At 61.1% G+C, this 12047-nt stretch carries 10 protein-coding genes; 8 read left to right on the top strand and 2 right to left on the bottom strand.

What is annotated here, in order from left to right; translation table 11 throughout:
• Nucleotides 1-361 precede the first annotated feature (361 nt).
• The 4 genes from H3U90_RS02140 to rsmD all read left to right on the top strand — a co-directional run bounded on the left by H3U90_RS02140 (nucleotide 362) and on the right by rsmD (nucleotide 4903).
• Nucleotides 362-1390, top strand: coding sequence for a helix-turn-helix transcriptional regulator (locus H3U90_RS02140; RefSeq protein WP_198176854.1), 1029 nt, complete (start codon nucleotides 362-364; stop codon nucleotides 1388-1390).
• A gap of 124 nt (nucleotides 1391-1514) precedes the next feature.
• Complete coding sequence (gene rpmB / locus H3U90_RS02135) at nucleotides 1515-1709, top strand: 50S ribosomal protein L28 (protein ID WP_029677698.1); 195 nt, start codon at nucleotides 1515-1517, stop codon at nucleotides 1707-1709.
• 100 nt (nucleotides 1710-1809) lie between these two features.
• A complete protein-coding gene (locus tag H3U90_RS02130) occupies nucleotides 1810-4287 on the top strand; it encodes an ATP-dependent DNA helicase RecG (RefSeq protein ID WP_198176853.1) in 2478 nt (825 codons plus the stop codon).
• A gap of 16 nt (nucleotides 4288-4303) precedes the next feature.
• On the top strand, nucleotides 4304-4903 hold the full coding sequence (gene rsmD / locus H3U90_RS02125) for a 16S rRNA (guanine(966)-N(2))-methyltransferase RsmD (protein WP_198176852.1): 600 nt from the start codon (nucleotides 4304-4306) through the stop codon (nucleotides 4901-4903).
• Here rsmD and trmD read toward each other — a convergent pair.
• On the bottom strand, nucleotides 4885-5877 hold the full coding sequence (gene trmD / locus H3U90_RS02120; protein ID WP_198176851.1) for a tRNA (guanosine(37)-N1)-methyltransferase TrmD: 993 nt from the start codon (nucleotides 5875-5877) through the stop codon (nucleotides 4885-4887). The genes rsmD and trmD overlap by 19 nt on opposite strands.
• 281 nt (nucleotides 5878-6158) lie before the next feature.
• On the opposite strand from trmD, the gene H3U90_RS02115 reads away from it, so the two are divergent.
• Complete coding sequence (locus tag H3U90_RS02115; RefSeq protein ID WP_198176850.1) at nucleotides 6159-7562, top strand: MFS transporter; 1404 nt, start codon at nucleotides 6159-6161, stop codon at nucleotides 7560-7562.
• Nucleotides 7563-7593: 31 nt separating this feature from the next.
• Here H3U90_RS02115 and H3U90_RS02110 read toward each other — a convergent pair whose 3' ends face one another.
• Complete coding sequence (locus H3U90_RS02110; RefSeq protein ID WP_232340516.1) at nucleotides 7594-8610, bottom strand: YdcF family protein; 1017 nt, start codon at nucleotides 8608-8610, stop codon at nucleotides 7594-7596.
• A gap of 359 nt (nucleotides 8611-8969) precedes the next feature.
• On the opposite strand from H3U90_RS02110, the gene H3U90_RS02105 reads away from it, so the two are divergent.
• From H3U90_RS02105 to H3U90_RS02095, 3 genes are read left to right on the top strand one after another with little or no spacing between them, the layout of a single operon-like run.
• Nucleotides 8970-9788 carry a (Fe-S)-binding protein gene (locus H3U90_RS02105; RefSeq protein ID WP_121914381.1) on the top strand — a complete coding sequence of 273 codons (819 nt, stop codon included), beginning with the start codon at nucleotides 8970-8972 and terminating at the stop codon, nucleotides 9786-9788.
• Nucleotides 9785-11290 carry a LutB/LldF family L-lactate oxidation iron-sulfur protein gene (locus H3U90_RS02100; protein ID WP_082069326.1) on the top strand — a complete coding sequence of 502 codons (1506 nt, stop codon included), beginning with the start codon at nucleotides 9785-9787 and terminating at the stop codon, nucleotides 11288-11290. The genes H3U90_RS02105 and H3U90_RS02100 overlap by 4 nt, the downstream gene beginning before the upstream one ends.
• Complete coding sequence (locus H3U90_RS02095; protein WP_024627630.1) at nucleotides 11287-11991, top strand: LutC/YkgG family protein; 705 nt, start codon at nucleotides 11287-11289, stop codon at nucleotides 11989-11991. The genes H3U90_RS02100 and H3U90_RS02095 overlap by 4 nt, the downstream gene beginning before the upstream one ends.
• Nucleotides 11992-12047 lie beyond the last annotated feature (56 nt).

Below are 12047 nucleotides of genomic sequence, written 5' to 3'. Positions count from 1 at the left end.
GTCTTTACCTCCATGAGACCATGGCAAGAGCTCCTGTCAGGGTGTTTTCAGGGTCGAATCGGGGATGATTCAGGGTGGGGGAGCAGGATCGTATTCCTACCCGAAGGGTATGTATCGTGAACGGATAGAGGGTGTATTTCTTGTCGGAAGGGGGATCGATGGTGGGCCGTCATCAGGCTGGCTGGGGTGAAGTGGCTGGTTGCTTCCTTGGAATAGCAAGGATGCAACCGTCGGTTGACGGAAAATATCGGTGTCTTTGCCGGGCGCAACCCAAAGCTGGTGGCGGTCGGAGCCCTGCACGTTTCATCATGGTCTCGTTGCTGGTTGAATCGGCAATCTGCCGATCTGGAGAAAGAACATTATGAGTTTCAGAACCAATGTGCAATATCTGCGTTCGCAGCGCAACATGACTCAGGAGCAGCTGGCCATGCTGGTGGGGGTATCCCGTCAGGCGGTGTCCAAGTGGGAGTCGGACAAGGCCTATCCTGAGATGGACAAGCTTCTGGCCATCTGTGACCTTTTCGGCTGCACCCTTGATGACCTGGTCCTGGGTGATGTTCGGCACCCGGGTTCCGGGCAGCGTGCATCCAGGCCGGACCATCAGGAAACCACCCAGGCGACTCCGTCAATCCATGCGACTATGCCGCCTGTCCCGTCTGCTATGGAAGACGTTACCGGCTACGCCTCCTTCAGCAATGCCTACAGCCTGCGGATGGCTTTCGGCATCGCCCTTATCATGCTGGGACTGGCTTTCGGTGGTCTCTTCGCCGCAGTCAGCCAGCCGACCGACGCACAGAATGGTCTGGCCTTCCTTGCTCTGATGATCGGCATCGTCCTGGGCCTGGCCTGTCTCATACCGGCGATTTCCACCAGGAAGGACTTTCGCCGCAGGCATCCCTATGTGGCGGATTTCTATACCGATGAGGAGCGCTCGCGAGTTTATCGGCAGACTACCTGGGAGTTGGTCTGCGGTCTGGCTGTCGTGCTCCTGGATGTGGGTATCAACTCTGCCGGATACCTGATCTGGGGCTGGTCCGATCAGGTCAGAGGGTTTGTCTTCTTCCTTCTTCTGGCTCTGGGGGTCTTCCTACTGGTCCACGCTGGAACAAGCCATAGGATGATGAACCTCCGTGCCTACAACAGGCAGGTTGATTCCGTCGATGACGGTCGCTGGGATACCTATCGTTACGAGCACCGGGTAAGCAATGCCATCAGCGGAACCATCATGGGCCTTTGCACGCTGGTGGCCCTGACCATGCTCTTCTCGGGCAATTACGACAACCTCTTCGGTTGGCGCATCCCATTCTGGGCCATCTGGATCATCGGCGGGGTGTTCTGCGGGGTGCTCCAGTCTCTGATCGGCATCTTCCGCAAGCCTCCTCGTGCCTGAGACTGTTGATTTGCCTTCCCTGGTGGAATGTAGTAGTCTAACAAAGTTGTGTGTTCATCCGTGGCCTTGTGCTGCGGGCCGGAACACCTGGGACGACTTGGAAAACAACGTAAAGGAAGTCATCATGGCAGCTCGTTGCGCGGTGTGCGGCAAGGGCCCGCAGACCGGTTACAGTGTTTCTCATTCGCATATCCGGAACAAGCGCATCTTCCGCCCCAACCTGCAGTCGGTGCACACCACCGTTGATGGCCAGAACGTGCGTCTGCGCGTCTGTGTCAAGTGCCTCAAGGCCGGCAAGGTGCAGCGCGTCGCCGCCTGAGTGCGGTTCGTCGGTCGTATTGGGACCCCCGGGGGCAAAGCTCCGGGGGTTCTTGTCATCCCGGGGGATGATGGTCGGCGCTTGCGGGAGGTGATCGGGTATGTCGGCAGTGGCTCGTGTTGGTCTGCACAGCACCGTGGCCTCGCTGGTGGCCAATAGGCGTAGGGTGAGCGCTCTCAAGGCTCTGGGTGTGGTCACAGTCGGGGATGCGCTGACCTACTATCCTTTCCGCATCACTGATCCCATGCAGGTCACCACTATTGCCGGCATTCGCCTTGGCCAGCCCTGCGCCTTCGCCGCCCGGGTTGATCAGGTGCGTCTGGTGCCATTGAGCGGGCACCGGGGCTTTCGGCTGGACGTGATGGTGGACGATGCAGTTTTCGTCAGTGGTCGGGGCGGCACTCCGCTGGCGGTCAGACTGGTCTTCTTTTCTCATAAGAAGCCCTATATGGACTGGATGGTCCGTCGGCTGCAGGTGGGGGCGGATCTGGTCGTGGCCGGTGAGCCCGGTGTCTACATGGACCAGCTCCAGTTCACCCATCCAGAGACCCTGGTTGTGGCCGATGCCGATCAGGGGGTTTCGGCGGACGCTTCTCGGCCTGATGCTGCCAGCCTTGACGAGGCCTTGGAACGTGTCCGTCGGCCGCGACCGGTCTATCACGCCAGTTCCCGCATCTCCTCGGACCATATTCACGATGTCATTCTGGGTTTTCTGCGTCTGCTGGTGCAGGCCGAAGATGCATCTGACCCCACTCCTGTGGCCGGTGCCGCCGAAGAGGGTCAGCCCAGCGCCGAGGTCCGCATCGATCCAAAAGCGCTGGGCCGGTCCATACCCGATGTGCTGCCCGAGCAGGTCCGTGTCGACCAGGGGCTGATGCATCGTGCCCGTGCCCTGCTGGGTATGCATGCGCCCGACAGTCCTGAGGACTTCGCTGCAGCACGGAAGACCCTGCGTTATGAGGAGGCCTTCGTCTCGCAGACGGCACTTCTACAGACCCGCCGCCAGACCCAACAGCAGCCCACGTATCCATGCGCGGATTCGGGCGCTGACCGTCCGGACACCCTGCCTGCCCGTTTCATCGACACCCTGCCATTCCAGCTGACCGATGGCCAGCGTCAGGTCATCAACGATATAGGCGTCGACATGGCCCAGGATCAGCCCATGCAGCGGCTTCTGCAGGGCGAGGTCGGCTCCGGCAAGACCGTGGTGGCCCTGGCGGCCATGCTCCAGGCGGTCCAGGCTGGCCATCAGGCTGTCTTGGTGGCTCCTACCCAGGTGCTGGCCGAGCAACACTACGCCTCCATCGGCGACATGCTCAAGGCCATGGGCACCGATGTGACCGCCACTGCCGTAGAAGGCCGCCATAAGCCTGTGGACAACGTCACCATGATTCGTATGACGGATCAGCTGGTTCTTCCTCTGGTGCTGTTGACCGGCGGTATGAGACTTGCCCAGCGCCGCTCTGCCCTGGCTGTCTCGGCTTCGGGTCGTCCCTGCATTGTCATCGCCACCCATGCGGCCTTCTCCAAGACCTTCCAGGCCCCCAATCTGGCCCTGACGGTCATTGACGAGCAGCATCGTTTCGGGGTTGAGCAGCGCGAGGAGCTGCGCCGCAAATCCGAACGCGTTCCCCATCTGCTGATCATGACCGCTACGCCCATTCCGCGCACAGCCGCTATGACCTGGTTCGGCGATCTGGATATCTCCACCCTGAACGAGCTGCCCAGCAACCGCAAACCGGTGCGCACCCACGTCATCGCCGAGTCTGACGGAGCGACCATGGGCGCCATGTTTCTCCACCTGCGTCGACGGATCGAGGCTGGGGAGCGGGCCTACGTGATCTGCGCCCGCATCGACGAGGAGGACGACCCCTCGGTTGCCTCTGACCGGCCCGGCCAATCCGGCGGATCCGATTCCCAACCTGAGCTTCTTGCTGAGGAGGACCAAGGTGATGGCCAGCGTCCGCCTCTGCACTCGGTGGTCGAAATGAGCCAGCGCCTGGCCGCCCTGCCGCAGTTCCAGGGCATTGCCATGGCCACGCTGACTGGTCGGGATGACGACGCCACCAAGAATGCCGTCATGGCGGACTTCGCCTCGGGTCGCACCCCCCTGCTGGTGGCCACCACTGTAGTGGAGGTGGGGGTGGATGTGCCCCAAGCCTCCTGCATCGTCATCTTCGATGCCGATCGGTTCGGGCTCTCCCAGCTTCATCAGCTGCGCGGCAGGGTGGGGCGCGGCGGCACGGACTCCTGGGCCTTCCTGATTTCGCGCGCCCCTGCGGACTCCCCAGCTGCGGAGCGGCTTGAAGTCATTCGCGACACCACCGATGGGGTAAAAATCGCCGAGGAGGACATTCGCATCAGGGGAGCCGGCGACGTGCTGGGGGATGCCCAGTCCGGTGGCCATTCCTCCCTGAAGCTTCTGCGGGTGGTCACCGATGCGCCCATGATTGCCCGTGCTCGAACCCAGGCGGGACAACTCCTGGAGTCTGACCCCACCCTGGCCGGTCAGCCCGAGCTGGCTGGCGCCGTCCTGGACTTCATGAGGGGCAACGAAGGTTTCCTGGTCTCCAGCTGAAAGGACAACAGACCCTATGCACATCATCGCCGGCCGCTTCAAGGGATTCCCCATTCCCGCAGCCCTCAAGGGTACCCGGCCCACCACCGATCGGACCAAGGAGGCCATCTTCTCCCACCTGGAGTCCGAAGGCCTGCTGTCCGGTGCTCGGGTCCTGGATCTGTTCGCCGGCACCGGGGCTTTGGGATTCGAGGCCCTTTCCCGCGGTGCCCAGAGCCTGGTGGCTGTGGAGTCTTCCGGTCGTGTCGCCGGACTGCTGTCACGCTCAGCCGCCGGGCTGCGTCACCATCCGGCCTGGGATTCAGCCATGGATATTCGGGTCAGCAGAAACCGTGCCGAGCGCTTTGTTCGTCCTCTTTCCTCCGGTCATGAGGATGCAGGTCTGTCCGAGGCCTGCTTCGACCTGGTCTTCATGGACCCGCCTTATGACCTGTCGACTGCGGACTGCCAAAGCATCATGACCGGCCTGACCGGTCGAGGAATGGTGGACGATGGAGGCATGATCGTTCTGGAGCGATCGACACGCACCCCGTCGCCCACGGCTCCTGACGGATGGGCTATTGATCAGGCTCGTACCTATGGGGAAACAGCAGTCTACTATCTGACGGCCCGCTGATTATCGCTGCGTTTGAGGGTTGATCGACCAGATGGTTGATCCAGAGGTTTCGGATGGGTTTCCTGCATGTCCCAGCCCAGGTCCTCCAAGAGACGACGGTCTTGCTTATCAAGGGCGGGGCAGTCCAATCGGGCAATCAGATCGGGACGGATTCGACTGGTTCGCCTGATGGCCTCGTCGCGCCGGAAACGGTCCACCTTTCCGTGGTCACCGCTGGTCAGTATCTCGGGCACGGCCATGCCACGCCAGGTGGTGGGACGCGTGTACTGGCGATATTCCAGCAGCGGCTCATCCCCGGTGTAGGACTCCTGCACGATGGATTCAGGATTGCCCATGAAGCCGGGCAGGAGCCGGGTGATGGCCTCCAGCATGACCGAGACGGCCACCTCGCCTCCATTGAGCACGTAGTCGCCGATGGAATACTCTCTGACGTCGACCCCCTGATTCCGGTAGTAGACGGGGATGCGTGCGTCATACCCTTCGTAGCGGCCGCAGCCGAATACCAGCCTCTTCGCCCGTGACAGCTCTGTTGCATCGGCCTGGGTGAACAGGGGGGCTGATGGGTTGGGGAAGATCAGAACTGGTCCGGCCGCGCCGGCCTCGTGGCTGTCTGCAGATGAACCTGCCTCGGATGCTGTGCCGTAGCTTTCGTCGCCGGAACTCTTCCTTGCTTCTTTTCGTTCTTCGGCATCGGCAGTGTTGGCTGTCTGGTCGGTGGTGGGTTGTTGCAGAGCCGATCCGTCTGGAATGTTCAACAAATCGTCCAGGCATCGGCCCCAGACTTCGGGTTTCATCACCATGCCCGCTCCGCCGCCCACCGGCGTATCGTCCACGGAATGGTGCACGTCATGGGTCCAGTCGCGCAGATTGTGGGCGCGTATGGTCACCAGGCCCTTCTCCTGGGCCTTGCCCAGCAGACTGAGTCCGGTTACGTCAAAATATTCGGGGAAGACGGAAACGATATCGATTTGCATGTGACCAACTCTACCCAAGCCTGTTCGGGTAAGGCGTGTGTCCGGATAGGTACGCCTGAGGGTGTTACACTGGCTTGGTCTTCAAAAGTTTGTGGAGGTGAACCGGATCCCACAGCATGCGGCTGTCAGCCCGGTGTCACCTTGGAAGATGTCATCAACGCAGCCAGAGAGCTATAACCGTTGCGTAAACAGCAATGAGAGCGGCATCGGATGATGCCATGCCGTACGGATCCGTGGTGATGGCTATGCGAACAGTCTGATTTGTGAGGAGCGGACGGTCCATGGTCGACCATGTTGACAAGAAAACAAAACTGCTGATTACCGGCACTGCCGGGCTCGCTTTCTGCGGGGTCCTTTTGGAGACGTCGCTCAACGTCACCTTCCCGGAGATGACCCGGTACTTCAAAACCGGGCTGGGCACGGTCCAATGGCTGACCACCGGCTATCTGCTGGTGGTGGCCTTGACGGTTCTGGCGGCCGCCTGGATGGAGCATTCATTCACGACCCGCACATTGATCCTGACCAGCGTGGGAATATTCCTGGGCAGCGACCTGATGTGCATCCTCGCCCCATGCTTTCCCGTTCTTATGGCGGGGCGCCTCCTGCAGGGCATCAGCACCGGTATCGCTCTTCCCTTGGTCTTTTCCCTGATTATGAAAAAGGTTCCTCTGCACATCCAGGGCCGCTACGTGGGCAGCGCCGGCATGGCGGTGGCTCTGGCACCCTCCCTGGGCCCGACCTTCGGCGGAGCCGTTATCCAGACCTCATCCTGGCGGGCCATCTTCCTGATCGTGCTGCCCATCGAGCTGGTCTTCGGGCTCATCGCCCTCATCTCGGTTGACAGGGAGAGCGCCCACGTCGGTCCCTTCGCCTGGCTCCAGTTCCTTCTTCTGGGTATTTTCCTGACCGGTCTGACCATGGGTCTGAGCACCTTGGATGTGCATGGTCCTATAACCTGGCTGTCCTTGTTTATCGGGGCCCTGGCCCTTGTTGCAGGGGTCTGGGCTCTTGCCCACCATAGCACCAGGCTGATCGACATCGCGGTCTTTCGGAACCGTACCTTCACCCTGGCCCTGATCCTCTACTTCCTGGTCCAGTTTGTCCAGATTGGCCTGACATTCATCCTGCCCAACATGGCCCAGTCCGTACTGGGAGAGACCTCCACCGTGGCTGGCCTGCTTCTGTTGCCGGGGAGCCTGCTCTCGGCCCTCTGCCAGCCCATCACAGGAGGCTATTTGGACGGCCATGGCCTGCGGGGACTGCTCGCGGTGGGAAGCACTGCCTTCTTCCTCTCGGCCTTGGGCTTCCTGGTCCTCAGCCGGCACTTGACCGTTCCGCTGATGATTCTTCTCTACGCCTGCTACATGGTCGGTCAGGCTTGCGTCTTCAACAACCTGCTCACGGTCGGACTGCAGCATATCCCAGCCAAACTGGTGCCCGACGGCAACGCGCTCTTCAACACCCTTCAGCAGTATTCAGGTGCCGCCTCGACCGGCGTTCTGGCCGCCATCATCACGGGTATGCCCAAGGCCAGTGGAATTCATGCCGACGCTCAGGCCTTCCAGTTCGGAGCAGTCTGGGCTTTCGTCTTCGTCTTTCTCATCGTCCTGGGCATCCTCTTGGTGGCCTGGTTCCTGGAACGCAGCCTGGCCGGTCGGGATGGAGGCGGCGTTCAGGTTGTGTGATGCCTGATTCCTTTTGGAAAGCCGTTTGGTCTTAATTCAGCAATGAGATGCCGGCCCAGACGGCCCAGCCTATTGCAAGGACCAGGTAGGGCCACCAGTGCATGCGGGTGATGGCCACGAACTCCCTGATGAAGGCGGTCGGCCAATAGTAGCCCTTGGTGTGTGAGCCGATTCCGTCGGCATTCAGCCCGACCTTGCTGGCATATTCGCTGGCTCGGAAGACGTGGTAGTCACTGGTGACCAGGGCCACCCGGTAATGCTCTGGCCCGGTGCCCATCTCGTAGCGGTCATCCAGAATCTGCTTGGAATAGCGCAGGTTCTCCAGGGTCGTGGTCGACCTGTCCTCCATGATGATGGCCTCGGCCGGCACCCCACAGGAGTTGCGTAAATACTGAGCCATGGCCCTGGCTTCGCTGATAGCCTCGTCGGGACCCTGACCGCCTGAGACTACAAAGCGCCCGTTTCGTCCCTGTCGTTTCCAGAGGTCCACAGCCTTGTCCAGCCGTCCCCGGAGCAGAGGCGTGGGTTCTTCGCCGCGCAGGCCGGCTCCGTGGATGATGATGTAGTCGTAGCGACGTTTGCGGGGCAGCATCCTGTAGAAGTTGGAATAGAGCAGCAGGGCCAGGAAGGAGAAGAAGAACCAGGTGGCTTCCAGGTCGATCAGCCCGGCCAGCTTCTGCAGCCATGAGGGGGCGCCAAACCCAGCCAGGAGGGGCGAAAGAATCATGTAGGCCACCACGGCCAGCGCCAGCAGTCCGGGCAGCAAAGTGGTCAGGGAGACCCCCTCGTGCCGGATGACGATGACCGTATTGGCCAACAGGAAGCAGATCACCAGCAGGGGGGAGAGGATGAGCAGGATGACCAGGGGCAGAATCAGCCAGCGCATCCCGAACTGCAGAAGAAGCGCTCCGCCCAGGGTCAGCAGCAGGAGCAGGAGCCAGATGGCATTGCGGAACTGCCGTGGCTCCTTGTGCAGGTCCCAGAGGAAGAGCAGGCCGAAGATGATGGCGGGTGCATAGAGCAGGAGGAGTTGCAGGTGGTTGGACATGCGCCGATTGCCCCTTTCACGAGAATGGCCGCGTAGGGTCTTACTCCACTGTAGCGAATCGGCCAGTCACCTCCCATCCTTGACATGCCCAGGATTCCCAGACCGCCGTGGTAACATATATGTGGTAAATCTCACACGTTCGGAAGCTGAGTGTGGGCGATTCCCGACGGTGCGAATTCCAGGTCGAGGCCATGATAATGATGGGTCCTTTCAAGGATTGCGCATCAGTGTCCGCATGGACGTGGTCGGTCGCAAGGCAGCGATGCGTTGGAAGGATTAGGGGTTGAAGTGATGTTGGGTTTCTCCGCGATCCGGGGATGGTTCGGACCTGGCGTGCAAGGTTGTAGAGAGGTGCGGTAATGAAAGTAGTGATATTCTCCACCTGTGTGGTGGACCTCATGTTTCCGAACGTGGGGAAGGCCATGGTGGAGGTGCTGGAGCGGTTCGGCTGCGACACCTACCTTCCCAAGCAGCAGATCTGCTGCGCCCAGCCCACCTTCAACAGCGGGTATGTCAAGGAGAGCATGCAGGTCATGCGCAACGAGGTCGATGCCCTGCTGAGCGTGGATGCCGACTACATCGTGGGTCCGGCGGGCTCCTGCGTGAACATGCTCAAGGAGCTGCCCTTCCATCTGAAGAACGACCCGGTCTATGCGGCCAAGGCCCAGACCATGGCTGACAAGACCTATGAGTTCTCGCAGTTCCTCTATAGGGTGCTGGGTGTGCTGGACGCGGGTGCCGAGCTCGATGCCGTGGCCACCTACCACCGCTCCTGCCACATGACCCGGTTGCTGGGGGAGCGGACCAGCCCCTTCGTCCTGCTGGACCATGTCAAGGGACTGACCATGGTCCCCCTGCCCCACATCGAGAACTGCTGCGGGTTCGGCGGCATGTTCTCCATGAAGGAGCCTGAGATCTCCAAGCAGATGGTCGATGAGAAGGTAAACGACGTGCTCAGCACCAAGGCCAGCGTCCTCATCTCCTGCGATCCGGGCTGCCTGATGAACATCGGCGGCCGCTTCAACCGGCGCGGCGAGAAGATCACCATCATGCACCTGGCTGAGGTGCTCAATCACAACGTGGACATGAGCCGCGTCAAGTATGTGGAAGGACGCTCTGCCGGCGATGGGGCCGTGGGCTCGGTCAGGGCTGCCAAGGAAGAGGGGGCTCTGGTATGAGCAGCATGGTCAATGGCAAGAAGGCCGCGCAATATCTGCGGACCAGCAAGGCTCCCTTCCTGACCAGGGTCAAGGAGTCCGAGCAGGACAAATTCGCCCAGCAGGCGGTGGCCAAGGCCCAGGATGCCCAGTGGGTCAAGCGGGAGGCCGCCCGTCAGGAACTGGGCAACTGGGAACAGTGGCGCGACCTGGGCGAACAGATTCGCCAGCACGTCATCCGCTACCTGCCTGACTACCTGGAGGAGTTCTCCGACAACGTGGAGAAGCGCGGCGGTCATGTCTTCTTCGCCCAGACCGACGATGAGGCTGCCCAGTACATCAAGCAGATCGCCATCGAAAAGAAGGCCAAGCACGTCGTCAAGAGCAAGTCCATGGTGACCAGTGAGATCAACCTGGACCCCACGCTGATGACTGTGCCCGGCCTGGAGGTGCTGGAGACCGACCTGGCCGAGTTCATCCTGGAGGAGGACGACTGGGACCAGCCCACGCATCTGGTCTTCCCCGCCCTGCACAAGAACCGCGAGCAGGTTCGGCAGGTTTTCGAAAAGAAGCTGGGCTACAAGGGTGACAACGACCCCCAGCACATGGCTCGGTTCTCGCGCAAGGTTCTGCGCAAGCACTTCCTTGAGGCGGACATGGGCATCACCGGCTGCAACTTCGCCGTGGCCGACACGGGCATGATCAACCTGGTGACCAACGAGGGCAACGCCGACCTGGCCATGTGCATCCCCAAGACCCAGGTGGTGGTCATGGGCATGGAGCGTCTGGTGCCGACCATGAAGGAGGCCGAGACCATGGACAACATGCTGGCCCGGTCCGCTGTCGGCCAGAAGCTGACCTCCTACCTGACCTACACTGCGCCACGCACAGACCAGGAGTCGGATGGACCGGACGATGTCTATGTGGTCATCCTGGACAACGGCCGTTCAAACGCGCTGGGAACGGTCTTCGAGCCCATCCTCCAGTGCATCCGCTGCGCCTCCTGCCTGAACGTCTGCCCCATCTACCGGCATATCGGCGGTCACGGCTATGGATCCATCTATCCGGGCCCTGTGGGCTCGGTGCTCTCGCCGGTGTTGGACGGGGGTTACGACGACTTCGGGGACCTGCCCTACGCCTGCAGCCTGTGTGCGGCATGCACGGCCACCTGCCCGGTCAAGATCCCCCTGCATCAGCTCATGATCGAGCACCGGCGGATCATGATGGATGACCAGTCCCAGGCCAATCTGATCGACGACACGGTCATGAGGGTCATGGGTCTGGGAACCGGCCACTCCTCGCTCTTCCGCACTGCCCTGGGTGTGGATCACACCATGCTGACCCCCATATCCAAGAAGCAGCCGGAGACGGCCAAGAACCTCTTCGCCAGTGATCGGCATGTGGAATGGATGCCCTTCGTCTTCGGCGGATGGACCAAGGTACGTGATCTGCCGGATCCGCCCAAGCACGGGGAGAACTTCCGCAGTTGGTTCGCTCATCACAAGAAGGAGCAGCAGGCATGACCGATCGTGAGGTATTCCTGGACTATCTGGCCAAGAAGAGCGGTCGGCCCCGCCACCAGCTCAAGGATCATCCTCTGGTGCCGGTCAACGATTTGCCGGAGACCACCCTGTCGGGTCATACCCAGGACGAGCTGCTGGAGATCGCCCGGAAGAGCAGCGAGGCCGTCCATGTGGACTTCCGTACCTGCACCAAGGCCGGTCTACCCACCGCCTTGGATGAGTTCATCGACTCGCGCAAAGATGACAGCGACCATGTGATGCTGCCCACCTCCGACCTGTTTGCGGACTTCGGTCTGGAGGAGTGGAGGGACGGCCTGAACCCGCCCGCCACTTTCTGGAAGCCGGGGGCCAGTCGCGAGGAGAACATCAAGACCGCTGACGAGTCCGGAACGGCCATCGCCTTTGCGGACTTCCTGCTGGCCGAGTCCGGCACCATCACCGTGGCTACCACCCCGGGTCAGGGTCGTGCCTTCCACTTCCTGCCGGTGCACTATCTGAGCATCATCCGCAAGTCCAAGATCCTGCCCCGAACCCGGCAGGCCATGGACTACTACGACCCGGCTCTGGTCTCAGGCGAGCTCAAGACCTCCAACATCAACTTCATCACCGGCCCCTCCAACACGGGCGACATCGAGATGGTGATTGTGGTGGGCGTGCATGGTCCCCTGGATATGACATATCTTGTGGTCGAAGACATGTAGCTCGATGACATTTCCTGCCTAGGCAGGCGCATCTCCCGTATGTGGGGAGTCAGTGT

It is taken from the genome of Bifidobacterium sp. W8103 (assembly GCF_016100775.1).
GTDB classification, from domain to species: domain Bacteria; phylum Actinomycetota; class Actinomycetes; order Actinomycetales; family Bifidobacteriaceae; genus Bombiscardovia; species Bombiscardovia choladohabitans.
This window is presented reverse-complemented; position numbering and strand designations above follow the sequence as displayed.